The organism is Trinickia dabaoshanensis, from assembly GCF_002879885.1.
Classification (GTDB): Bacteria; Pseudomonadota; Gammaproteobacteria; order Burkholderiales; family Burkholderiaceae; genus Trinickia; species Trinickia dabaoshanensis.
This window is the reverse complement of the sequence record NZ_PNYA01000003.1, coordinates 303,830-325,846: the sequence shown is the minus strand read 5'-3', so window position 1 is coordinate 325,846 and position 22,017 is coordinate 303,830. Positions and strand designations below refer to the sequence as shown.

The following is a 22,017-nucleotide window of genomic DNA, read 5'->3' as shown; positions in this document are numbered from 1 at the left end:
TCATTCTCCGACGAGGAACATGCGCCGCACCGGCACATGCAACGAAGGCGCGCCGATCGACACCTCGAGGCCCGTTACGGCGCGCCCGAGCGGCATGGCGCCGAATTGCGGCACCTTCACGTTATTCGCGCTGCGTGCAATTTCGGCCGTCACGTCGTCCATCTTCGTCGTCCAACCGATGTTCGGCACGTACATACGCGCCGTGATTTTGCCGACGCCGGAAATGAGCGGCACCGCGCTCCAATCGCCGCCGGTGCTCGAGGCGGCGAGCGCTCGGCGAAGCTGACCCACCGTTGCCACGGGCGGGGAGGCATAGCGCGTCACGCGGCCGTCGTGCACTTGATAGCGCACCACCTGCAAGCGCGGCGCCTCACCTCTGAGCCCGAAGGAACGTACGATTTGCAGTCCGTCACCCGTGGCGGAGATAGCCGGTTGCCCGACTTCGTCGTCGGTGGCGGCCTCGCGCGCATCGACGCGAAGCTGATCGAACAGTTGCACGAAGACGCGCTCGTCTTCCATCGCCGTTGAAATCGCTTGCCGGCCGCGCATGATTTGATCCAACCCTCGCCAAGACAAGATCGCGACGACAGCGAGGATGGCGATCGCCACCATGAGCTCGATCAGCGTGAATCCACGCTGGCGCCTGCGGGCGCGTTGGCGTTCAGAGCCCACGATTCGTCTCATTGGCGACCACGGTGACGAGTTGAGCGAGGTTGCCGGAGCGCCCGGGCATCGTCACCGAAACTTCCACGCGGCGAAAGATCGGATTCGGCGTGGTGCTTACACGCTCGGTGCACGTGAGCGGCAAGTTGCCTTGCGAACAGTCGAAGCTCTGCACACCGAGCTCGGGCCACTCCCGCGCGAGATGCACTTGGGTCAACGCGTTATCGGCGCTCCATCCGGCGAGCAGGCGCCGGTGCAGTTCGCCCTCGTCGTTCGCGAGCATGCCGACGGCGCGCAGCGACGCCGCCAGCGCCACCGCGATGATCGCCAACGCGACGAGCACCTCGATCATCGTGAAGCCGCGCGCGGGCGCGGTGAGGCGAGGGGAGCGCATCTCAACGCACCTCGTAGCGACCGTTGCCGGTGCCGACGATCGTTGCGCGTCCGACCTCGGAATACAACGTCACCGTGACGGCCTGACCGATGCTTTCCACACCGAATACGAGACGATCGGGATGAAGATCGGAGCCCGGATAGTCGATGGTCACGTCGGTCACGCCTCCTTCCCAGTTACGTTCGTGCAGCAGATCGTCGCGCAAGATCGGACGCCAGCCGTCCTCGGTATGCATATCGAAACGGTAGCCGCCCGTTACCGGTTGCCATGCGATCGGACGCGAGCGCACCTGCGCTTCGTCCGATGCGGATTCGAACAGCAACGCAAGACGCTGCGCCTCCTCGTTCAGATCCGTGCGCGGATTGCGTCTGAGCGAGACGGAAGCGAGCGACACGAGCAGCCCCGCGATGACGAGCACGACCATCATCTCGAGCAACGTAAATCCGCGTGCTCGCGATGCGAAGCCGCGCGCGCGATTCGAACCGCTGCGCGCGCGCGAGCACGGGCCGATGCCGCCTTCGATAGGCATGTTCGTTCGCAATGTCAACGCGCACGCGCCGTGTCCGGCATGCGCCGCGCTACTGCCACGAGCCGATATCGGCATCGTTGCCTTCGCCGCCCGGTTTGCCGTCCGCGCCGTAGCTGAAGACGTCGATCTCGCCATGCACGCCCGGGTTCAGGTATTGATAGCCGTTCCCCCACGGATCGTTCGGCAACCGCTCCAGATAGCCGCCGTCTTTCCAGTTGTTCGGCACCGGATCGGTCGTGGGCTTTTCGATGAGCGCACGCAACCCTTGATCTTGTGTCGGATAGCGCCCGTTATCGAGACGGTAGAGCTTCATCGCTTGCATGATCGTCCCGATATCTTGTTTTGCCGCGACGCGCCGCGCTTCGTCCGGGCGGCTCATGATCTTGGGTACGATCAGCGCGGCGAGAATGCCGAGAATCGCAATCACGACCATGATCTCGATCAGCGTAAAGCCCCGTTGGCGCCGCGTGCGCAAAGCAGCGGCCGGGTGACGACGTTGGTTCCACAGTTGCATCATTCGCTACCTCGTTCGATGAATAATCGGCGAAGCGCAACTCGCGCGCCTCGCATCGCGCAACCGATTGTAATGGCCCCGCTCATCAGGGTTCGACTATGAGCGCAAAGCCAAAAATAGCCCTTACAATGGCACGCATGAATACACTCCAAATCCGCCTACTGTCGCTCGCGCTGTTTGCGGTTTTCTGCGCGACGCTGACCTATTGGATCGTCGTGCTCACCGCGCATCGCGCGCCGCCGCCGGCGGCCGCCGTCGCACCGAGCGTATCCGTCGAAGACGCCGCGGCGCTGTTCGGCGGCAAACTCACGCGCGAAGTGAATCGCAACATCAAGCTCGTCGGCATTCTCGCGCTGCGCGAAGGTGCCGCCGCGATCGTCGGCGTGGGCGACGATCCCGCCCGCGCCATCGCACTCGGCAGCAAAATCACCGATGGCACGACGCTCGCCGAAGTGCACGCTCGCTCGATCGTCATCGATCACAACGGCGTACGCTCCGAAGTGCCGCTGGCGCCGAATGCGGGCGGCCCCACCATCTACGTGCGCTGAACCGCATTCGCCGGCAACCGCGCGGCGCGATATGCGCCGTTGCGGCAGCCACTGCAGCAGCCGTTACTGCTACCCGTTACCGCCGCCCGCTACTGCACCGCGCGCTACTGCACCATATTGTTCAAATCGATGATCGGCAGCATCACTGCGAGCACGATCACCAGCACCACCCCACCCATCGCCAGAATCAGCAACGGTTCGAGCAAGCTCGTCAGAAACATCGTGCGGCGCTCGAGCTCGCTTGCTTCGCCTTCCGAAGCACGGTCGAGCATCGTCGTGACGTCGCCCGTCGCTTCCCCCGAACGAATCAAGTGCACGAGCACCGGCGGAAAGGTTTTCGTATTGCCGAGCGCGCGAGAGAGCGACGTCCCCTCGCGTACGCGCACGATCGCATCGTCCACGTTGCCGCGCATCGCCCGGTTGTTCAGCGTCTCTCCGGCCGCCTGCAACGCGCGCAAAATCGGCACGCCCGCCGCGGTCAGAATCGCGAGCGTGCTCGCGAAGCGCACGGTGTTGTAGCCGCGCACGAGTTTGCCCACGAGCGGCGCCGTGAGCACCCAGCGATCGAACGAAAGACGCGGACCCTTCTGCGACAAAATCCCTCGCACGGCGTAGACGAGTACCGCCACCGCGATCAACACCGCCCACCACCAATGACGCACGAAGCCGGAGAGGGCCATCATCATGACGGTCAACACCGGCAAATGCTGCTTCGTGCTGGCGAACACGTTGACCACCTGCGGCACGACGTAACTGAGCAGGAACGTGACGATGCCGAACGCGATCAGCGTGACGATGGCCGGGTAGGTGAACGCCAGCACGATCTTTTGCGTGAGCGCGTTGCGCTGTTCGATGTAGTCGGCCAAACGAGAGAGCACGAGACCCAGCTTGCCCGTATGTTCGCCCGCCGCCACGAGCGCGCGATAAATATCGGGGAAATCGCGCGGGTGCTGTCCCAACGCATTCGCGAACGAATGGCCGCCCAACACCTCGGCGCGGATCGCCGCGACGAGTTCGCGAATGTAGTCGCGCTCGGCCTGGTCGGTCAGCACGGCCAGCGCTTCGTCCAGCGGCAGCCCCGCCGTCAGTAAGCTGGCGAGCTGGCGCGTGAGAATCGCTTGCTCGCGCGCCGACAACTTGCGCCCGATCGACAGACGCTTCGTTCGTTCGCCACGCGCGGCGCTGCCGGCCGGCTCCACGACGAGCGGCGTGAGCCCTTGCGTGCGCAATTGCGCGCGAGCGGAGCGCGCGCTGTCGGCATCGAGCACGCCCTTTTGCGGATGCCCGGCCGCATCGATCGCCTCAAAGCGAAAAGCCGGCATGGCTTACACTCCGCCCGTTACGCGAATCACCTCTTCGAGCGAGGTGAGACCCGAGGAGAGCCAGCGTTCGGCATCCTCGCGCAGCGTGCGCATGCCTTGCGCGCGCCCCGCCGCGAGAATCTCGGCATCGGCCGCGTTGTGGTGGATCATCGTTCGAATGGCATCGTCGATGGTCAGCAATTCATAGACCCCGCGCCGCCCCGAATAGCCCGACCTCGCGCATTTGTCGCACCCCACCGGGTGCCACTGCGCGCGGCCTTCCTCGACGCGCTCTTCCTTGCAGACGGGACACAAGCGCCGCACGAGCCGCTGGGCCAGCACGCCGAGCAGCGAAGAGGCGAGCAGATACGGCTCGACGCCCATGTCGGTCAGCCGCGTGACAGCCGAAGCCGCATCGTTCGTATGCAGCGTCGCGAGCACCAAGTGGCCCGTCAACGAAGCCTGCACCGCGATCTGAGCCGTTTCCAGGTCGCGGATTTCGCCGATCATGATGATGTCCGGGTCCTGGCGCAGGATCGAGCGCAGCGCGCGCGCGAACGTCATCCCGATCCGCTCGTTGACCTGCGTCTGGCCGATGCCGGGCAGGTCGTATTCGATCGGGTCTTCCACGGTCATGATGTTCGTCGTGGCCGTTTCCAAGCGCGAGAGCGACGCGTAGAGCGTGGTGGTTTTACCGGAGCCCGTCGGCCCCGTCACGAGCACGATACCGTGCGGACGTGAAATCAATTTGTCGAATTTCCCGAGCGTATCGGGACCCATCCCCAGCGCTTCGAGATTCAAATGCTGCGCGTCTTTTTCGAGCAGACGCAACACGGCGCGCTCACCGTGCCCGGTCGGCAGCGTCGAGACCCGCACGTCCACCGCGCGCCCGCCCACACGCAACGTGATACGGCCGTCTTGCGGCAAGCGCTTCTCGGCGATATCGAGTTGCGCCATGATCTTGATCCGCGAGATCAACGCACCGTGTAGCGCTTTCTTGGGCCGCACGACGTCGCGCAGCGTGCCGTCCACGCGAAAACGCACGACCGACGCATTCTCGAACGGTTCGATATGGATATCCGACGCATGCTCGCGCGCCGCTTGCGTGAGCAGCGCGTTGATCATGCGGATGATCGGCGCGTCGTCCTCCGATTCGAGCAGATCCTCGACTTCGGGGATGTCCTGCATGAGGCGCGAGAGATCGACTTCGCCCTCGACCTCGCCGACGACCTGAGCCGCGCTACCGTCGTTGCGTTCGTAGGCTTGATTGATCGCTTGCGCCAGTTCGTCGGCCGGAAGACGCACGGCCGTGAGCGCGCCGAAATTGCGCGCGACCTCGGCCAGCGCGGCCTGGCTCGTGCGATCGCTGATCCAGACTTCGATGCCTTCGGCACGCTGATGGGCGACGAGGATCTGCCCATTGCGCGCGAAGACATAGGGCACGAGCCGCGCAGCGAGCGGCGAGGGCGGCTGGCGCTCGCCCGGCGTACCTTCGTTGGAAGAAGCGAGGACGTCGCTCACTGGGCCGCTCCCGGCGTGGTCGTCTGCGGCTGTTGCGGCTGCGGTTGCAGCGGCACCGCTTGCGGTTGCGGCTGGACGGGCACGGGCTGCGGCTGCGGTTGCGCCGGCACCGCCTGCGGCTGCGCGGCCGGGCTCTGGCCGGGTGCCGGTTGCTGCGGCCGCGGTGCCGCGGGATTCGTCATCTGCCGCAGGTCGAACAGGTTCGCCGCCGGAGAGGCGCCTTGGCTCGGACCGGCGGGCAGCGGCGGCACCACCGGGAAGTCCTTGTCGCGCATCACGTGGTTGTCCGAGCGATAGCCGTCGGTCAAGCCCTGGACGTAGTTGTAGCGGTTATCGGTGATCTGCTGCGCGGTATCGCTGTCGCTGATGATGACCGGACGCAGAAAGACCATCAAATTCGTCTTCGTGCGCTGCTTCGTTTCCGAACGGAAAAGCTGGCCGATCCAAGGGATATCGCCCAGCAGCGGCACCTTGCTGTTCGACACTTGGTAGTTGTCCTGCATCAACCCGCCGAGCACGATGATCTCGCCGTTATCGGCGAGCACCGTCGATTGAATCGAGCGTACATTGAACGTCGGCCCGGGCGAATTGGCTGCCGTGTTCGCGGAAATGCTGCCGACCACCGAGGAGTCTTCCGTATAGAGTTGCAGCTTCAGAACACCGCCGGCCGTGATTTGCGGCTTCACGTGCAGCGTCAGACCGACGTCGCGGCGATCGTAGGTGTTAAACGCGGTGCCGGCATTACCGGTCGTCAAGCTCTGATAGGAACCCGTCGGGATCGGCACGTTTTGGCCGACGACGATCTTCGCTTCCTGGTTGTCGAGCGTGATCAAATTCGGCGTGGACAACACGTTGGCGTCGCTAACGCCGGCGAAATATTGGAGCAGGCCGCCCAGCCCTTCGACACCGAACATGTTGTGCAGCCAACCGATGTTCAGGCCCTGACCGAGCGTGGTCGGCAGCGACGCCACTCCCCCGCCGGCGGCGACAGGCGCCGCGAGCCCCGCGGTCACGGCGAGGATGTTGGAGCCGGCCACGTTGCCGGCCGTGCTCGCGAGGTTGGTACCGGCGAGCAAGTTACCGCTCGCCACCTGCCACTGGATACCGAGATTGCCGGCCCGTGTCGAATTCAACTCGACGACCAGCGCTTCGATATAGACCTGTGCGCGACGCTTGTCGAGCTGATCGATCACGGCGCGTAGGTTGCGGTAGACGGGATCAGACGCCGTGATGATGAGCGAGTTCGTCGCCGCATCGGCCTGGATCATGCCGCCGGGCTGGTTTTCGTCGCTATTTTCGCCTTGCTTGTCGCTTAGAAACCCGCCGCTGTTGCTGCCGCCCGCGCCGCCCATTGCGCCGCCCGTCGAGCCCGACAAAGAGCTGCCGCCTAGCGAGCTGCCGCTGCCGTACGAGGACGGCAGCGGCGGGGTGCCGCTCGTACCCGTCGAGGTCGAACTGCCGCTCGAATTGCCTTGACTGAACGAGCTCGCGTTGCTCGATTCGGCGCTGTTGCCGGAGGTGCCCTTGCCGAGCATGCCGTGCAGCGTCTTCGCGAGAGACACCGCATTCGCATTGTTGATATGCACCACGTGCATGTTGCCGGGCTGCGAACCGGGCGCGTCGAGCTGAGCCACGAGCCGCTTGGCGGCCTCGAGCCGCGCTTTGTTCGACGCGCGCAGCATCAACGAATTCGTGCGCGCATCGGCCATCACGGACACCTTCAGCGTCGCATCGGTGCTGCCGATCGAACCCGGATCGAGCAGCTTCGCCAACTGCGGCTCGAGATCGAGGGCATTGGCGTTTTTGAGCGGCACGACGACGATCTGCTGTCCGGCCGCGTTATCGACGCCCGCAATGATGGCCGCGATTCGCCTGACGTTATCGGCGTAATCGGTCACGACGAGCGTGTTGTTGGCCGGATAGGCCGCGATCGTGTTGTTCGGCGAGATGAGCGGACGCAGCACGGGCAACAGGTTGTTGGCCGATTCGTTATGCAGCTCGAACACCTGCGTGATGATCTGATCGCCGCGCGCCTGCGGCGCGTTGCCCACGTAAGTGGGCGCGCCTTGCAGCTTCGCGTCGGCTTCGGGCAAGACTTTCAGCACGCCGTGGTCCTGCACGATCGCGAAACCTTGCATGCGCAGCGCCGCCTCGAGCGTCTTCAGCGCTTGCTCTTCGGGAACGGGGTTTTCCGAGACCAGGTTCAACTGCCCCTTCACACGCGGATCGACGATGATCGTCTTGTTCGTCGCGGCGCCGATCGCCTTGGCTACCTGGTCGATGTCCGCGTTCACGAAGTTCAAAGTCACTTCCGCGTGCGCGACTTGTGCGGTCATGAGCCCGGCCATCAGGAGCGCGGTAGCGATGCGACGCAGTGCCATACGATTTCTTGTCATGGAAGATAAGTTCAATGCGAAAGTGCTTGCCCTGGGCGGGAACGCCTCGCGAACACCGTGCGGCCCTCGCCGGTGTAAAAGTGTCGGATGTTCGCCCCGCCTCTCAAGAAAACGAACATTAGCAGTTTTTTGTGTCCGATTAATCACGAAGTCCCGAGCATGGCTTCGCTTTTAGCTCAGAAATTTCTCGATTGTCATCGCGGCGGCAGCTCGGCTGCCCGACACTAAGCACCGTTGCCAGTCCACGCTATCCGCCAATGGCTCGGCTATGTCGGACGACGTACTGCGTCAGTCGATCGGCACCCGGTATCATACGGGCGAATATTTCGACTGAATCGAACGGCAAGCTCGGGTTTTCCCCAGCCTGCGCGCGTTATTCTCGCCCTAGCCGGGGCCAGGCGCGCGCCGCGAATAAAAATGTCATCTGTCGAAGGCACTCGAACCATGAAACGGACAGTTCTGATCTTAGCGGTCTGGATGACGTCGCTTGCGTCGGCAAACGCACGCGCGGACTGCTTCGACGAAGCGGCACGTTACCAAAAGGTGAACCCGCTGATCCTGCGCGCGATCGCCTGGCAAGAGTCGCACAACCATCCGGATGCCTTGCACAAGAACGCGAACGGCTCGACCGATTACGGGCTCATGCAGATCAATTCGATCCATCTTCCGACGCTCGCCCAGTACGGGATTTCGTCCGGTACGCTGATGGAGCCTTGCAAGAGCGTCTACATCGCGGCTTGGCACTTGCGGCAAAAAATGAATAAATACGGCAACAGTTGGGCGGCCGTCGGAGCGTACCACTCCGAAACGCCGTCGCTGCGCGATCGCTACGCCCACCAAATCATCGACATCCTTTCGCAGTGGAAGCTGCTGCAAGCGCAGCGCTGACCGGCCGAAATCACACGCGCGATCCCCGATCGCGACACCGCGCCCGGGGTGGGGCGCCGGCGTTTGGTGCACAATGCTCGCTACGCCCTTCATGCGGCGGCGCTTCGCGCCATCGCCCCACCCGATGTCGACTGCAATGAACCATCCGCCTGTGCCCGTCACCGTGCTCTCCGGCTTTCTCGGAGCGGGCAAGACCACGCTGCTCAATCACATTCTCGCCAACCGTGCCGGCCTGCGCGTCGCCGTCATCGTCAACGATCTCGCGCAAGTGAACATCGATGCCTCGCTCGTGAAAGACGCGGCTTCGCTTTCGCGCGTCGAAGAGCGCCTCGTCGAACTGTCGAACGGCTGCATTTGCTGCACGTTGCGAGACGACCTGCTGGCCGAGGTGCGTAAGCTCGCGAGCGAAGGCCGCTTCGATGCCATCTTGATCGAATCGACCGGCATCGCCGAACCGATGCCGATCGCGGAAACTTTCGCGTTCACCGACGATGAGGGCCGTACGCTGGCCGATGTCGCTCGGCTCGACACGATGGTGACCGTCGTGGACGCATTCAATTTCTTGCGCGACTACGCCTCGGCCGACGCACTGGCCGAACGCGGCCTTGCCGCTAGCGACGAAGACGATCGAACGATCGTCGAGCTGCTGATCGAGCAGATCGAATTTTGCGACGTGCTCGTCGTGAACAAGGCCGATCTCGTCGACGAGCAAGCGCTCGTGAAGCTCGAGCGCATCTTGGCCCGTCTCAATCCGCGCGCGATCCAAGTCGTGAGCCGCTTCGGCGAAGTGTCGCTCGCCGAAGTCATCGATACGAAGCGCTTCGACTTCGAGGCGGCGGCGAGCGCACCGGGCTGGCTCGCCTCGCTCGAGCACGATCATGAGCACGGACACGAACATGATCACGATCACGATCACGATCACGAACACCAGCATGATCACGCCGCGCATTCGCACGTCAGCGAAGCGGATCAGTACGGTATCGGCAGCTTCGTCTATCGGGCGCGGCGGCCCTTCCATCCGCAGCGGCTGTGGGCGCTGCTGCACGAGCAATGGCAGGGCGTGCTGCGCAGCAAGGGCTTTTTCTGGCTTGCCACGCGCAACGACGTTGCGGGTTCGCTCTCTCAGGCGGGCGGCGTGTGCCGTCATGGTCCCGCCGGCATGTGGTGGGCCGCGCAGCCGCGCGACGAATGGCCCGAGGACGACGAACTCGCCGCGGAAATCGCGGCCGACTGGTACGGCGCCGCGGACGATGCGACGATCGGCGATCGCCGCCAGGAGCTCGTGCTGATCGGCATCGGGCTCGATGCCGAAAGTTGGCGCGCCAAATTCGACGCCTGTCTTTTGACCGACGACGAATATGCGCTCGGCCCGCAGGGCTGGGCGGGCCTGTCCGATCCATTTCCGGAATGGGATATGGATGCCGACGATCACGAAGGCGACGACGAAGGACAGATCGTGCACTGAGCACGAGGTACGGTATCCGGGGCGTGGCGCCCCGGACGCGTCCGCGCCTTCATGGCGAGGACGAAAAAAAACCCGCCCTGGGCGGGTGTCTACAAAACGTCAAGCGGGGCCGCTTCGGGCCCACGGCTTAGCGCTTGTTGACGGCATCCTTGAATGCCTTGCCTGCCGTGAACTTCACGGTCTTGGCTGCCGGGATCTTGATGGTCTCGCCCGTCTTGGGGTTGCGGCCCGTGCGCGCTGCGCGCTTGCCGGAGCCGAAGCTGCCGAAGCCGATGAGCTGTACCGCGTCGCCCTTGGACACTGCCTTCTTGATCACTTCGAGCAGCGTGTCGAGCGTTTCGCCGGTTTGAGCCTTGCTGGCGCCCGTCTGACCTGCGACGGCGTCGATCAGTTCCTGTTTGTTCATTAACGTTCCTCTTTATCAGATTGAAGTGACACGGACAGCGCAAAACGCGCCGAATTATACGTACGCAAGCTGTGCCGTCGAGTAGCTGTGGCGAAGCGTGCGCCGCTCGGTCGCGCTGAACCCCTGGGCCTACGGCCTTGCGGCGCTTGCTATGATAGCTCAGCGCAAACCCAATAACGGCAAGGCTCCCAAAGAATTTAGCGCGGAAGAGCCTTGTCGGCGCTGGGTTTGAGCATTGTCATACCCGCGAACCCTTGCTGCCAAGGGCTTCGCGACGTTACGCCCATATGTCGTTGGATTTTGCCAACGCTCGCAAAGCCCCGCCCAGCATAGGTTTGCGGCGAATTGGCGCTCCGAACGCGCGAGCGGGTTAGGGTAGCCCCTTAGCCCGGCTCGGTCACCGCCCATAGTTTTCGCTTCGACGATGAGTTCCAAGCTGATTCCCGCCATTTTGGCCTTTCGCGACGACGGCACGCCGTTTTCTCCCCCTTACGACGACATCTATCACAGCGCCGCGGGCGCTTTCGCCCAGGCCGAGCACGTCTTTCTGAGCGGCAACGGCTTGCCGCGGCGCTGGCGCGGCCGGCGTCTATTCACCATCGTGGAAACGGGCTTCGGTATCGGCGGCAACTTTTTGGCCACGTGGAAGGCGTGGCGGGACGATCCGATGCGCTGCGACCGGCTCGCATTCGTCTCGGTCGAGAAGCATCCGTTCAGCGCCGCCGACCTCGAGACGCTCCATGCGCGGATAGTTGCGGACGCAACACTCGCCCCGCTGGCCGCGCAGTTGACGCGCGCGTGGCCGATTCTCACGCCGGGACTGCACCGCTTGGAGTTTGAAAACGCCCGTGTCACGCTGACGATCGCGTTCGGCGACGCCCTGGACCTATTGCCCAAGCTGTCGCTGCGCGCCGATGCGTTCTATCTCGACGGCTTTTCCCCGGCCAAGAACCCCGATCTATGGTCGCCGCCCATCTTCAAGGCATTGGCGCGAATCGCGGGCGAAGGCGCGACGCTCGCGACCTACACCTGTGCGGGCCACGTCCGGCGCGCCTTGACCGACGCCGGATTCGAATGCGAGAAGGCGGACGGATTCGCGGGCAAACGCACGATGCTCGTCGGCCGCTTCACGCCGCGCTGGCGCGTGCGGCGCCATGAACCGCCGGCCCCGTTCGCCGCGAGCGAGCGGCATGCGATCGTCGTCGGCGCCGGTTTGGCAGGTTGCGCGCTGGCCGAAAGGCTGGCCGCGCGCGGCTGGCGCGTGACGATCGTGGACAGGCGCGCGCGGCCGGGTGCCGAAGCGTCGGGCAATCCGGCCGGCGTGTTTCACCCCTTGCTCTCGCGCGACGACAGCGTCGCCTCGAAAATCACGCGCGCCGGCTTTCTTTACGCGATGCAACGATGGAGCGCGCTCGAGCAGGCCGGGCACCGTTTCGCGCGCACGCGCGAAGGCCTGCTGGAAATCGCCGAAGACGATAACGAGGCGCGCGCGCTGACCGAGTCGATCGACACGCTCGGCCACCCGCGCGCGCTCGTGCAGCCGGTATCGGCGAGCGAGGCGCAAGCGATCGCCGGCATCGGCGTGGCGGGCGCCGGATGGTTCTATCCACAAGGCGGCGCGCTCGATCCGGCCGCGCTGTGCGCGGCGCTCGGCGCGCAGGCGGGCGAAGCGATCACATGGCGCACGGGTATCGAAGCGGCACGCATCGCGGGCGGGGGCGATGCGTGGACGATCCTCGACGCGCACGATCGGGCGATCGCGACCGCGCCGGTCGTCATTTTCGCCAATGCGAACGATGCGGCGCGCGCGGCCGGCCTGCGCCACGGCCAAACACGCATCGTGCGCGGCCAATTGACGCGGCTGCCGCCGAGCGCGACGCCTTCGCTACGCGTACCGCTGATCGGCGACGGCTATGCCATTCCCCTTGCCGATGGCTTGCTCACCGGCGCCAGCTACGACCTCGACGACACGGGCGGCGATCTACGCACCGAAAGTCATACCGAAAACCTAGCGCGGCTGGCAAGGCTGCTGCCCGGCTTTGCGCAAGCGCGCGCGATCGACCCGCGCGCGCTGACGGGCCGCGTGGCCTTTCGGTGCGTGACGAGCGATCGCCTGCCGATGATCGGACCGCTCGCCGACGAAGCGGCGAGCGAAGCGCGAGCAGCCTCGCTGCGCGGCGCCTGGCCGCTCGACCTGCCGCGCGCCTCAGGCCTTTACGGCAGCTTCGCATTCGGCTCGCGCGGGCTGGTTTGGGCATCGCTCGGCGCCGAGCTCGTCGCCTCTCAACTCGAAGGCGAGCCTTGGCCGCTCGAACGCGATCTCGCCGAGGCACTGGACCCCGCGCGTCAATTGCAGCGCGCTTTGCGGCAAGGCACGTTGGACCGGTCCTAGCCTACTGCCGCAATGGACGCGCTGTCGGCCTCATCCGCCAAGTTATCCACCGGCACATGTGGATAAGCGGGCGAATCGTGGATGAAATTCGTGTGAGCTCGATGTGGACGTATACGGGACAACTCGAGCCGCGCCGAAAAACGCGCAAAGTTATGCCTCGAAACCCATCGGCCCCGCACACCCTGCACATGCGGTTATGCATTTCCTAAGGTCTTGATACGGCTGCGTAAACAAGGGTTGTGCACAGAATTGTGCCCCCTTTGTTAACTGCTACTACGTATACATATGTAAACAGTAAACCCTATCTAACCACGCACGCCGCCGGCCCAGTGCTGTCCAAGAATCCGAACATGGAAAGTCAAGCCAAGTCGTCTGTCCGAACCCTGATTTGCAAGCCAAACGCAAGGAGAAATCGGCCATTTTTCCTCCGCATTACGAAATCACATGTCGTTTATACCGAGATAAATGCAAATGGACGATGAATCGTGGGAGTTGTCAGCAAGCTATGGCACAATCCGTGTTCCTCTTGCACCAGTTGCATGGCGGCGCACCGTGCGTGCGCCGCGTCCACGGGGGCGGTCAGGGCTTGTCCGGCTAGCGCGAGCGGGCCGCTAGCGCTGCCGTCTCCCATTGCGTCGTGCCGGGCACGCGCCGCGCTCTGCCTGAGCGCTCGGCGCCGCGCGTCGATTTCGGCGCGTTTCGTCATCGCCACGGTCGGCCACCGCCGAACCGTCGGCACCATCGTTTCCGTCCGCGTTGCGGCACCTCGCCGCGAAACCGGACAAGTAAGCCACGAGAATGCGCCGCGACCGAGGCTACCGCCTTGCGCGGCTTATCCGTAAAGGAGCAGCTATCAGATGAAATCGGCGTTTTCGTTCCTCCCGCATTGGCCTTTCGTGCCCGATGCCGTCTTTTGGGCCGGGCTGGCCTTACTGGTTGCCGGCTTGCTGGGCGAACTCTGCTATCGAGCCTGGCGCCTTCCGCGGATCTCCGGCTATGCCGTGATCGGACTCATCGCGGGCGCGGCCGGCCTCGGCACGATCGACGCGAGCTCTAGCGGTACCTTGCGCCTGTTGCTCGACGTGGCCTTGGGCCTGCTCCTGTTCGAGCTCGGCGGCCGCCTGGATCTGCGCTGGATTCGCCGCAACCCTTGGCTCGTCGCGTCGAGCTTGGCCGAGGCGACGCTAACCTTCGTCCTCGTGTTGGCGGCGCTCTTGGCGGCGCACATCGGCGGCGCCGTCGCGACCGTGATCGCCGCGATCGCGATGTCGACCTCGCCGGCCATGGTGATCCAACTGAAGACGGAGCTGCGCGCGGAAGGCCAAGTCACGCAGCGTCTGCTGACGCTCACCGCGCTCAACAGCATGTACGCGGTCGTGATCGAGAAGATCGCCTCGGGTTGGCTGCATCAGGAGATCTACGGCAACGTTTTCGCGACGATCATTCAGCCGTTGTATCTGCTCGTCGGCTCGCTCGTGCTGGCGTATGTGCTCGCCAAGGCCTGCATGTTCTTCTATCGCTTCATGCAAGTGCAGGATGAGCATTCGTTCGTCGCCTTGTTCGGCCTCGTGCTGCTGGCGATCGCGATCGCCCATCTGTTCAATCTTTCGACGATCTTGAGCCTGCTCGCCGCCGGGATCATCGTGAAGAACCTCGAGGCCAAGCCCCAGCTTTGGCCCGTGCATTTCGGCACCGCGGGCTGGCTGCTGACGGTGATCTTGTTCGTCCTCACCTTGACCGCCTTCGAATGGCGCGACATCGCGCTCGGCGGGGTCGCGGCGCTCTTGCTGATCGTGGCGCGCTTCGTCGCGAAGCTCGTCGGCGTGCTCGCCTTTGCCAAGCCGAGCGGAATCGGTTGGAAGCAGGGCGTGGCGCTCGGTTTGTCGCTCTCGCCGATGTCGGCGCTGGCGTACTTGCTCGTCGACGATACCTATGCGCTGTATCCGAACTTCGATCCCACGCTGCGCGCGGTCGTCATGTGCTCCATCGTCGTGCTGCAACTCGTCGGGCCTTGGCTCGTGTACCGCTCTCTCGCGCTCGTCGGCGAGCGGCGCGCTTAAAGCCGCTCGCAAGCCCCAATGGGTCAACAGAAGGAAAAAGTCATGGCACTCGAACCGTTTATCAATTCAAAACCGTTCACGTTCGGCGTCGAGCTCGAGATCCAGGTCGTCAACACGCACGATTACGATCTCACGAAGGCCGCCTCCGATCTGATGCGGCTCGTCAAAGATCAAAAGGTGCCCGGCAACATCACGCCCGAAATCACCGAGAGCATGATCGAGCTGTCCACGGGCATCTGCAATTCGCACGAGGAAGCGCTCTCGCAATTGCGCACGCTGCGCGATACGCTCGTCGCGGCGGCCGATCAATTGAACGTGGGGCTCGCCGGCGGCGGTACGCACGCGTTCCAGCAATGGAGCGAACGGCAGATTTTCGATGCGCCGCGCTTTCAGTACCTGTCCGAGCTCTATGGGTATTTGGCCAAGCAATTCACCGTCTTCGGCCAACACGTGCACATCGGCTGCCCCGATCCGGACAGCGCGTTATTCCTGCTGCACGCCATGTCGCGATTCATTCCGCATTTCATTGCGCTGTCGGCGTCCTCGCCCTACGTGCAGGGTGTGGACACCGGGTTTCATTCCGCGCGGCTGAACTCGGTATTCGCGTTCCCGTTGTCGGGCCGCGCGCCGTTCGTGCTGACCTGGGCCGGCTTCGAAGAGTATTTCTCGAAGATGGTGGCGACAGGCGTCGTCAACAGCATGAAAGATTTCTACTGGGACATTCGCCCCAAGCCGGGATTCGGCACGATCGAAGTTCGCGTGATGGACACACCGCTGTCCGTGGACCGTGCCGCGGCGATCGCTTCGTACATCCAGACGCTCGCGCGGCACTTGCTGCTCGATCGGCCGTTCGTACCGAAGGAGGACGACTACCTCGTCTACACGTTCAACCGTTTCGAAGCGTGCCGTTTCGGGCTCGGGGGCACTTGCATCAATCCGCAAACGGGCGAGCGCCGGCCGATATTCGAGGACATCCTCGAGACGCTCCGCGTGATCGAGCCGCATGGCGAAGCGCTTCATTCTTCCGCCGCATTGCGCGAAATAGCCGGCATCGCACAAGGGCAGGTCAACGATGCAACATGGCTACGCAGCGTCGTTGCAAAAGAGAAGTCGTTGCACGAAGCCGTTCGTCAGCAGTGCCTCCGATGGCGTGGGGTTTAGTTTGTTTACGTTTACACGTATACATACGTAGTAGTAGTTAACAAGGGGTGCAAGCGTCTGTGGAAAACTTCATTTTTCCTCGACGCTTCAACCACCTGCAAAAACCATAACCGCATGGTTCTCGGGTGTGGAACTGGTATGAGCTCGGGGCAACTCAAGCGGCATTTCATTTTGGTCCGACGTTATCCAGAAATGACGCACAATCGTCCAGAGTAGTTATACATAGCTTGTCCACAACGACCACTGAATAACTTAGCTGTACTATTTTTCCTCGTCGCTTAAAATGGCGCGTCTGTCGGGTCGAAAGTCACATCCGTGACGCGGCTTCGATGTAAAACAAATGCGCTGATGCTGGCCTGTGGCGATCGTCCTCGGAAGGGCGGAATTACACGCCGACGGTCGGGGCGCTTCTGAAATAGTAAAATCGGCACGCGCGAGCACGATGCGAGCCGTCCGACGGGGCTGCCGGGGCGCTGCGAGGCAAGGCGCGAGCAGGCAACCGAATCAGCAGCAGCATGCTGTCAATTGCGAAATAGCGAACAAAGACTATGAGCGAAGGTGTATACGGAGAGCAGGCTACCGGGCGCGTGACCCACGGCTTGCTACGCTTAAGCACGGCGATGCGCAGCCAAGCGTGGGAATGGGCTGAAAGCGCAGGGCTTACGCCTACGCAAGGTGAGATCCTCGTGTTGCTCATGCAGCGCAAGAATCCGCTGCGGCTCGGGGAGATCGCTCGCGAAACGGCGCTCACGGCCGCCACGACGAGCGACGCCGTCAGCACGCTCGAAGCGAAGGGCCTCATCGAAAAGCGGCGCACGACCGAGGACGGCCGGGCGCTCGCCGTTAAGCTCACCTCTCGCGGCCGCACCGCGGCCAAGCGCGCACAGCAGTGGCCCGATTTTTTGGCGGAGGCCATCGGCACGCTGCGCGACGAGGAACAAGCCGTCTTCTACCGCACGATGATCAAGATGATTCGCCAATTGGAAGTTCAAGGCGATATCCCCACGCATCGTATGTGCGTGACGTGCAAGCACTTCGAAGCCAGCAAAAATCCCAAGAAAGCCCCGCATCGGTGCGCGGCGCTCGAGATGCCGATCGGCGATGCGCAGTTGCGGCTCGATTGCCCGCTTCATGAAGAAGCCGACTCGCTGACCCAAAAGAAGACCTGGAAGATCTTCGCGCAAAGCGCCGCGTAAGCGGCTTGGGCCGACATCCGCCCGTGCGCGGGTGTGCCGTCTTTATGTTCCTGCAAACGAATGAGAGGCCGGTCCGTGTTCCCGGTCAGTCCATCTTCGCCGGGAGGGGTCGTTGAATCGCGAAGCGCTTGCCATCCGCCACGTTCATTTCGAGGATCTCGGCACGCTCGAACCCGTGCTCGGGGAGCGCGCGTGGTCGGTGCGCTATCTCGACGTCGGTCTGGCTCGGGTCGAGGCGCCTAGGCCCGAGGGTCCGGCGCTGACCGTGGTGCTCGGCGGTCCGATCGCCGCTTACGACGATCTCTCGTATCCCACCTTGAAGCCGCTTCTCGCATTGCTGGAAAAGCGTATCGCAGCGGGCCTGCCGACGCTCGGCATCTGCTTGGGCGCGCAGTTGATCGCGCGTGTGCTCGGGGCACGCGTCCACGCGGCGCCGCAAAGGGAAATCGGCTGGTCGCCGCTCACGTTGACCGAAGCCGGCCGGCACTCGCCCGTGCGGCATCTCGACGGCTCCCGCACCTCGATGTTGCATTGGCATGGCGATACGTTCGATTTGCCGTCCGGCGCCGTCCGGCTCGCTTCCACCACCGCGTGCGAGAACCAGGCATTCGCTTGGGGCTCGAACGTGTTGGCCTTTCAATGTCATCCCGAAATCCGCGCCGATCGTTTCGAGCGCTGGCTGATCGGACATGCGAGCGAGATAGCGACGACGCCGGGCATCGACGCGATACGGCTGCGCGCGGATACGGAGCGTTTCGGCCCGGCGCTGGAACGGGCGGCGCACGAGACGTTCGGCGAGTGGCTGGACACGATTGCCGCCGGCAACGGATAAAGAAGATGCAAATTCGTTCGCGCGACGTTGAACGAAGTTACCGTCCGCGTGTACGATTGGCGCTTTGTGACGTCGACGACGTTACTGCCTAGCGCGGCGCCCCTTCGGCGCCGCGTTTTCCATCCCGCGATCGAAAACGTACTGCCGCTTGCCCGCGGCACCCAGGTTTATCTGAGGATTTATCGATGAGTTCACGCAAGTTGGTCGTGCGCCAGTCCGGCGTGCATGGCAAGGGTGTGTTTGCCGCCGTGCCGCTGAAGGAGGGTGAGCGTCTGCTGGAATACAAAGGTGAGCGCATCTCGTGGAAGGAAGCGTTGCGACGGCATCCGCATAACCCGGCCGAACCGAATCACACGTTCTACTTCGCCCTTGAGGACGGCCGCGTCATCGACGGCAAGGTGAACGGCAACAGCGCGCGCTGGATCAACCACTCGTGCGCGCCCAATTGTGAAGCGGAGGAGGTCGATGGCCGCGTGTTCATCCATGCGCTGCGCGATATCGCGGCCGAAGAGGAGCTTTTTTACGATTACGGTCTCGTGATCGACGCGCGCCAAACGAAGAAGCTCAAAGACGAATACGCATGCCGGTGCGGCGCGCGCAAATGCCGTGGGACGATGCTCGCTCCGAAGCCCGGCAAAAAGGACGGCAAGAAGAACGGCAAGAAGAACGGTAAGGGTTGAGTCTCGCGGCGCGGCGCATCCGAGCTAGGAGTGCGCCGCCTGTGCGGTGTCCGGGCTCGTGCTCGCCGGGGTCGCCAGCGGGATGCGCAAGACGAAGCGCGCGCCGCCGCCGGCCGCATCTTCATAGCGCACGCTGCCGCCGTGCAGGTTCATGATGTCGTGCACGATCGCCAGGCCCAAGCCCGCACCGGATTCGACACCGGGATCGGCCGTGTCTTGACGGTCGCCCCGAAAAAATCGTTTGAACAAATCGGCCTGCAAACCGGCCGGTACGCCCGAGCCGTTGTCCTCGACGGCGATCTCGGCCACGCACGCGCCGTGTTCATCGGCCGTTTCTCTCACCGTCACGGTGACATTGCCGTCCGGTCTTGCCGCCGGCAGGTACTTGAGCGCGTTGTCCAGCAAGTTCGCAATGACCTCGCGCAGCAGTACCGGGTTGCCGCGTACGATGAGCGGCTTGTCTTGCGCGGAGCAGTCCAATCGCTGATAGCCGAGATCGACGTGCGCGGCCAACGCGCGCGGCACCCATTCGGCCCCCGTCTCGAAGGCGAGCGAGGCGATATCGAATTCGGCGAAGCGTGCAGCCTGTGCGCCGGGCTCCGCGCGAGCGAGCGATAACAATTGATTCGAGAGCCGCACGGCGCGATCGGCCGCGGCGCGCAACTCGTGTACCGCGACGAGCGTCTGATTCGGATCGCGCGCGTTGGCGGCCTGTTCCGCATGGAGTTTGACGGCCGTGAGCGGTGTGCGTAGCTGGTGTGCGGCGTCGGCGATGAATTTACGCTGGGCATCCAGCGCCGTCTTCAGCCTGACGACCAATGCGTTCATGGCGCTCGTGAGCGGTTGAATCTCCATCGGCACGAAGGTTTCGTCGACGGGCTCGAGCGACATGTGCGTTTGTCGATTGAGGGAATCGGCCAGCGCGGTCAAAGGATTGAGTTGCTGATTGACCACGCGCCAAACGATGCCCCATCCCGCGAACAGCAGCAACAGCAGCGGCATCATGATCGCGACGAGAAATTCGGCCGCGATGCGGTAGCGATGACGCAACGGCTGCGCCACTTCCACGATGATCGGATTGCCGGCGGCTTGGATGACCCGTACTTGCGCCACGCGCACGTGCATGCCTTCGAATTGCGCTTCGAAGACATAGGCGGCGCGTTGCTCGCGCACTCGCGTACCGAACAAGGGCAGCGCCTCTTGCCCCGCGATTTCATGTTCGCCGTCGCTGATGCGATAAATCAGTTGGTCGCTCGGATCGGAGAACATCGCTTGCGCGAGTGGGGGCACCGTCGAACGGGCATTCGGGCCCGCGATCTGAACCTGCTTGGAGATGGCGGTCGCGAGATCGGCCAACGAGCGATCGATGACGTGCTGCGTGTATTGCCACGCGAGCCAATAGGCGATGAGGCCGCTCATCAGCGCGAGCATGGAGAGCGGCGCGGCGAGCCGGCGCAAAAGCGAGCGGCGCAAGCTGGTCGCGGCGGCGTGCTGCATGGTGGCGGGTCGTCTCGAACGAGATGGAAAGGACGCGATGCGCGAGCGGTCCCAGGCCCACCGGCGAGGCGCCGGCGGCCCAGGCCCGAATAGGTCACGAGGCTTGGCGGATTTCCTGCAACAGGTAGCCGAAACCGCGCACCGTCACGATCTCTACGCGGCAGTTTTCGAGCTTTTTGCGCACCCGGTGCACGTAGACTTCGATCGCCGTATCGCCGAGATCGCCGCCGAAATGCGTCAAATGATCCTGCAGTTGCGCTTTGCTGACGACGCGGCCATGGCGCATCAGCAGCATCTCGAGTACGGCGAATTCGCGCGGGGAGAGCTCGAGCGGCTTGTCATCGTTGAAGATGCGGCGATCGACGCCCGACAGACGTACGCCGCCGAGCGACACTTCGGGACGCGGAATATCGCTATGCGGGCCGCTGCGGCGCATGACGGCGCGAATCCGCGCTTCGAGCTCGGCCGGCTCGAACGGCTTGAGCATGTAGTCGTCGGCGCCGGCATTGAGCCCTTGCACGCGATCGTTCAACTCGTCGCGCGCCGTCAGCACGATCACGGGCGTATGACGGTTCGACTGCCGAAAGCGCGAGAGCAGCGTCATGCCGTCGATGCCGGGCAGACCCAGATCGAGGATGACCAGTTCGTGGCGGTTTTGCGTGAGTGCTTGCTCGGCAAAGATCCCGTCGTGAACCATGTCGACGGTGAACCCGGCTTGTTCGAGGCTGCTTTGGATGCCGCGCGCAATAGGGCGGTCGTCTTCGATCAGAAGGAGTCGCATGGAATTCGCTCAAGTACAATGGATTACGCGTTCGTGGCACGCCGACCGGCGATGCCTTCGCCACACAGCAAAGCGTGCCGCCGCAGGTCAAGCTCCGGAGCCCGCCAAATGATCACGAACATGTCCGAGATAACGATCAACGAACTCGAAGCCGCGATCAACTTTTGGCGTGCTCGTTCGCCTTCGAGCGGCGATGAGCTCAGCTTGTGCAAAGAGGCTAGCGCACTGTCCAAGCCGTATGCGCTGATGATTGTACAGCGTCGCGGCACCGTATCGTCGGACGGACTCGAGGCGGCCGCACGCGATGCGTGGGAAGCATACGTGCGGGCCGGGCGGGGTTAGCGATACGTAAGAAACCACGTAAGGACCGTGTTAGCCGCGCGTACGTTTCGCGACGTCCTCGATGAAGTGCGCCAACGCGATGTCGCGCTCGGTCACGCCTTGCGCGTCGTGCGTCGTCAGCGTGATATCCACGGTGTGATAGACGTTGAACCATTCGGGATGGTGGTTCATTTCCTGCGCCTTGATCGCCACGCGCGTCATGAAACCGAAGGCTTCGTTGAAATCGGCGAATTTGAATTGCCGGTGAATCGCGTCGCGCCCGGTCACCGCTTGCCAGCCGGACAATTGCGAAAGTTGCGTCGCGCGTTCCTCCGAGGTCAGTTTGTGGATCATTGCATCACCTCCTGTTCGTTGCGGACATGGGAGGGGAATCGACCCGATCGCCGTGCCCGCGCCATGATCATCCGGCCATTCTTTCACAAGTGCGCTTGCACCGCTCGGCGCATGCCGT

Annotated in this window: 22 protein-coding genes; 10 read left to right on the top strand and 12 right to left on the bottom strand. The window is 63.5% G+C overall.

Annotated features, from left to right (window positions below; genetic code table 11):
• From C0Z18_RS05165 to gspG, 4 genes are read right to left on the bottom strand one after another with little or no spacing between them, the layout of a single operon-like run.
• Positions 1–684: a PulJ/GspJ family protein gene (locus C0Z18_RS05165; RefSeq protein ID WP_102644284.1), complete on the bottom strand. Its 684-nt coding sequence runs from the start codon at positions 682–684 to the stop codon at positions 1–3.
• On the bottom strand, positions 662–1,057 hold the full coding sequence (gspI, locus tag C0Z18_RS05160; RefSeq protein ID WP_102644283.1) for a type II secretion system minor pseudopilin GspI: 396 nt from the start codon (positions 1,055–1,057) through the stop codon (positions 662–664). Before gspI ends, C0Z18_RS05165 begins: the two co-directional genes overlap by 23 nt.
• Position 1,058: 1 nt before the next feature.
• Positions 1,059–1,586, bottom strand: a complete 528-nt coding sequence (locus C0Z18_RS05155) for a GspH/FimT family pseudopilin (protein ID WP_102644282.1) — start codon at positions 1,584–1,586, stop codon at positions 1,059–1,061.
• A gap of 49 nt (positions 1,587–1,635) precedes the next feature.
• Complete coding sequence (gene gspG / locus C0Z18_RS05150; protein WP_102644344.1) at positions 1,636–2,100, bottom strand: type II secretion system major pseudopilin GspG; 465 nt, start codon at positions 2,098–2,100, stop codon at positions 1,636–1,638.
• Between the two features lie 137 nt (positions 2,101–2,237).
• Between gspG and C0Z18_RS05145 the strand changes: the two genes are divergently transcribed.
• Positions 2,238–2,648, top strand: a complete 411-nt coding sequence (locus C0Z18_RS05145) for a general secretion pathway protein GspC (protein ID WP_102644343.1) — start codon at positions 2,238–2,240, stop codon at positions 2,646–2,648.
• Positions 2,649–2,752: 104 nt separating this feature from the next.
• Here the strand turns inward: C0Z18_RS05145 and gspF are convergent, their stop codons facing one another.
• Genes gspF through gspD form a run of 3 tightly spaced genes read right to left on the bottom strand, consistent with a single transcriptional unit; the run spans position 2,753 to position 7,866 of the window.
• Positions 2,753–3,970 (bottom strand): type II secretion system inner membrane protein GspF, encoded by a 1,218-nt coding sequence (gspF, locus tag C0Z18_RS05140; protein WP_102644281.1) that lies wholly within the window; start codon positions 3,968–3,970, stop codon positions 2,753–2,755.
• A 3-nt stretch (positions 3,971–3,973) separates the two neighbouring features.
• Complete coding sequence (gene gspE / locus C0Z18_RS05135; RefSeq protein ID WP_102644280.1) at positions 3,974–5,470, bottom strand: type II secretion system ATPase GspE; 1,497 nt, start codon at positions 5,468–5,470, stop codon at positions 3,974–3,976.
• Positions 5,467–7,866, bottom strand: a complete 2,400-nt coding sequence (gene gspD / locus C0Z18_RS05130) for a type II secretion system secretin GspD (protein ID WP_102644279.1) — start codon at positions 7,864–7,866, stop codon at positions 5,467–5,469. The genes gspE and gspD overlap by 4 nt, the downstream gene beginning before the upstream one ends.
• Before the next feature lie 444 nt (positions 7,867–8,310).
• Here gspD and C0Z18_RS05125 point away from each other — a divergent pair, with 444 nt between their 5' ends.
• Together C0Z18_RS05125 and C0Z18_RS05120 are read left to right on the top strand one after the other, a co-directional pair.
• Positions 8,311–8,754, top strand: a complete 444-nt coding sequence (locus C0Z18_RS05125) for a lytic transglycosylase domain-containing protein (RefSeq protein WP_102644278.1) — start codon at positions 8,311–8,313, stop codon at positions 8,752–8,754.
• A gap of 136 nt (positions 8,755–8,890) precedes the next feature.
• Positions 8,891–10,219, top strand: coding sequence for a GTP-binding protein (locus C0Z18_RS05120; protein WP_102644277.1), 1,329 nt, complete (start codon positions 8,891–8,893; stop codon positions 10,217–10,219).
• A gap of 127 nt (positions 10,220–10,346) precedes the next feature.
• On the opposite strand, the gene C0Z18_RS05115 is transcribed toward C0Z18_RS05120, so the two are convergent.
• Positions 10,347–10,625 (bottom strand): HU family DNA-binding protein, encoded by a 279-nt coding sequence (locus C0Z18_RS05115; protein WP_074262967.1) that lies wholly within the window; start codon positions 10,623–10,625, stop codon positions 10,347–10,349.
• Positions 10,626–11,049: 424 nt separating this feature from the next.
• On the opposite strand from C0Z18_RS05115, the gene mnmC reads away from it, so the two are divergent.
• On the top strand, positions 11,050–13,017 hold the full coding sequence (gene mnmC / locus C0Z18_RS05110; RefSeq protein WP_102644276.1) for a bifunctional tRNA (5-methylaminomethyl-2-thiouridine)(34)-methyltransferase MnmD/FAD-dependent 5-carboxymethylaminomethyl-2-thiouridine(34) oxidoreductase MnmC: 1,968 nt from the start codon (positions 11,050–11,052) through the stop codon (positions 13,015–13,017).
• Positions 13,018–13,468: 451 nt separating this feature from the next.
• Here the strand turns inward: mnmC and C0Z18_RS05105 are convergent, their stop codons facing one another.
• A complete protein-coding gene (locus C0Z18_RS05105) occupies positions 13,469–13,723 on the bottom strand; it encodes a hypothetical protein (RefSeq protein ID WP_146013936.1) in 255 nt (84 codons plus the stop codon).
• Positions 13,724–13,874: 151 nt separating this feature from the next.
• Between C0Z18_RS05105 and C0Z18_RS05100 the strand changes: the two genes are divergently transcribed.
• The 5 genes from C0Z18_RS05100 (at position 13,875) to C0Z18_RS05080 (ending at position 18,946) form a co-directional block, all read left to right on the top strand.
• Positions 13,875–15,077, top strand: coding sequence for a cation:proton antiporter (locus tag C0Z18_RS05100; RefSeq protein ID WP_102644274.1), 1,203 nt, complete (start codon positions 13,875–13,877; stop codon positions 15,075–15,077).
• A 42-nt stretch (positions 15,078–15,119) separates the two neighbouring features.
• Complete coding sequence (locus tag C0Z18_RS05095; protein WP_102644342.1) at positions 15,120–16,238, top strand: YbdK family carboxylate-amine ligase; 1,119 nt, start codon at positions 15,120–15,122, stop codon at positions 16,236–16,238.
• Between the two features lie 548 nt (positions 16,239–16,786).
• Positions 16,787–17,434, top strand: a complete 648-nt coding sequence (locus C0Z18_RS05090; RefSeq protein ID WP_102644273.1) for a MarR family winged helix-turn-helix transcriptional regulator — start codon at positions 16,787–16,789, stop codon at positions 17,432–17,434.
• A gap of 112 nt (positions 17,435–17,546) precedes the next feature.
• Positions 17,547–18,266: a glutamine amidotransferase gene (locus C0Z18_RS05085; protein ID WP_102644272.1), complete on the top strand. Its 720-nt coding sequence runs from the start codon at positions 17,547–17,549 to the stop codon at positions 18,264–18,266.
• Between the two features lie 185 nt (positions 18,267–18,451).
• Complete coding sequence (locus C0Z18_RS05080; RefSeq protein WP_102644271.1) at positions 18,452–18,946, top strand: SET domain-containing protein; 495 nt, start codon at positions 18,452–18,454, stop codon at positions 18,944–18,946.
• A 24-nt stretch (positions 18,947–18,970) separates the two neighbouring features.
• Here the strand turns inward: C0Z18_RS05080 and C0Z18_RS05075 are convergent, their stop codons facing one another.
• Together C0Z18_RS05075 and C0Z18_RS05070 are read right to left on the bottom strand one after the other, a co-directional pair.
• The gene (locus tag C0Z18_RS05075; protein ID WP_102644270.1) at positions 18,971–20,443 is read right to left on the bottom strand and encodes a sensor histidine kinase; all 1,473 of its coding nucleotides are present in this window, start codon (positions 20,441–20,443) and stop codon (positions 18,971–18,973) included.
• A gap of 94 nt (positions 20,444–20,537) precedes the next feature.
• Positions 20,538–21,224 carry a response regulator gene (locus C0Z18_RS05070; RefSeq protein ID WP_102644269.1) on the bottom strand — a complete coding sequence of 229 codons (687 nt, stop codon included), beginning with the start codon at positions 21,222–21,224 and terminating at the stop codon, positions 20,538–20,540.
• Positions 21,225–21,344: 120 nt separating this feature from the next.
• Here C0Z18_RS05070 and C0Z18_RS05065 point away from each other — a divergent pair, with 120 nt between their 5' ends.
• Complete coding sequence (locus C0Z18_RS05065; RefSeq protein WP_102644268.1) at positions 21,345–21,566, top strand: DUF3717 domain-containing protein; 222 nt, start codon at positions 21,345–21,347, stop codon at positions 21,564–21,566.
• 30 nt (positions 21,567–21,596) lie between these two features.
• On the opposite strand, the gene C0Z18_RS05060 is transcribed toward C0Z18_RS05065, so the two are convergent.
• Complete coding sequence (locus C0Z18_RS05060; protein ID WP_102644267.1) at positions 21,597–21,899, bottom strand: 4a-hydroxytetrahydrobiopterin dehydratase; 303 nt, start codon at positions 21,897–21,899, stop codon at positions 21,597–21,599.
• Positions 21,900–22,017: the final 118 nt, after the last annotated feature.

Bases quoted from the DNA above. Each gene is read 5' to 3' on its own strand.
- C0Z18_RS05165 (WP_102644284.1), bottom strand. From the start codon at position 684: ATGAGACGAATCGTGGGCTCTGAACGCCAACGCGCCCGCAGGCGCCAG.
- gspI (WP_102644283.1), bottom strand. From the start codon at position 1,057: ATGCGCTCCCCTCGCCTCACCGCGCCCGCGCGCGGCTTCACGATGATC.
- C0Z18_RS05155 (WP_102644282.1), bottom strand. From the start codon at position 1,586: ATGCCTATCGAAGGCGGCATCGGCCCGTGCTCGCGCGCGCGCAGCGGT.
- gspG (WP_102644344.1), bottom strand. From the start codon at position 2,100: ATGCAACTGTGGAACCAACGTCGTCACCCGGCCGCTGCTTTGCGCACG.
- C0Z18_RS05145 (WP_102644343.1), top strand. From the start codon at position 2,238: ATGAATACACTCCAAATCCGCCTACTGTCGCTCGCGCTGTTTGCGGTT.
- gspF (WP_102644281.1), bottom strand. From the start codon at position 3,970: ATGCCGGCTTTTCGCTTTGAGGCGATCGATGCGGCCGGGCATCCGCAA.
- gspD (WP_102644279.1), bottom strand. From the start codon at position 7,866: ATGACAAGAAATCGTATGGCACTGCGTCGCATCGCTACCGCGCTCCTG.
- C0Z18_RS05125 (WP_102644278.1), top strand. From the start codon at position 8,311: ATGAAACGGACAGTTCTGATCTTAGCGGTCTGGATGACGTCGCTTGCG.
- C0Z18_RS05120 (WP_102644277.1), top strand. From the start codon at position 8,891: ATGAACCATCCGCCTGTGCCCGTCACCGTGCTCTCCGGCTTTCTCGGA.
- C0Z18_RS05115 (WP_074262967.1), bottom strand. From the start codon at position 10,625: ATGAACAAACAGGAACTGATCGACGCCGTCGCAGGTCAGACGGGCGCC.
- mnmC (WP_102644276.1), top strand. From the start codon at position 11,050: ATGAGTTCCAAGCTGATTCCCGCCATTTTGGCCTTTCGCGACGACGGC.
- C0Z18_RS05105 (WP_146013936.1), bottom strand. From the start codon at position 13,723: ATGACGAAACGCGCCGAAATCGACGCGCGGCGCCGAGCGCTCAGGCAG.
- C0Z18_RS05100 (WP_102644274.1), top strand. From the start codon at position 13,875: ATGAAATCGGCGTTTTCGTTCCTCCCGCATTGGCCTTTCGTGCCCGAT.
- C0Z18_RS05095 (WP_102644342.1), top strand. From the start codon at position 15,120: ATGGCACTCGAACCGTTTATCAATTCAAAACCGTTCACGTTCGGCGTC.
- C0Z18_RS05090 (WP_102644273.1), top strand. From the start codon at position 16,787: ATGAGCGAAGGTGTATACGGAGAGCAGGCTACCGGGCGCGTGACCCAC.
- C0Z18_RS05080 (WP_102644271.1), top strand. From the start codon at position 18,452: ATGAGTTCACGCAAGTTGGTCGTGCGCCAGTCCGGCGTGCATGGCAAG.
- C0Z18_RS05075 (WP_102644270.1), bottom strand. From the start codon at position 20,443: ATGCAGCACGCCGCCGCGACCAGCTTGCGCCGCTCGCTTTTGCGCCGG.
- C0Z18_RS05070 (WP_102644269.1), bottom strand. From the start codon at position 21,224: ATGCGACTCCTTCTGATCGAAGACGACCGCCCTATTGCGCGCGGCATC.
- C0Z18_RS05065 (WP_102644268.1), top strand. From the start codon at position 21,345: ATGTCCGAGATAACGATCAACGAACTCGAAGCCGCGATCAACTTTTGG.
- C0Z18_RS05060 (WP_102644267.1), bottom strand. From the start codon at position 21,899: ATGATCCACAAACTGACCTCGGAGGAACGCGCGACGCAACTTTCGCAA.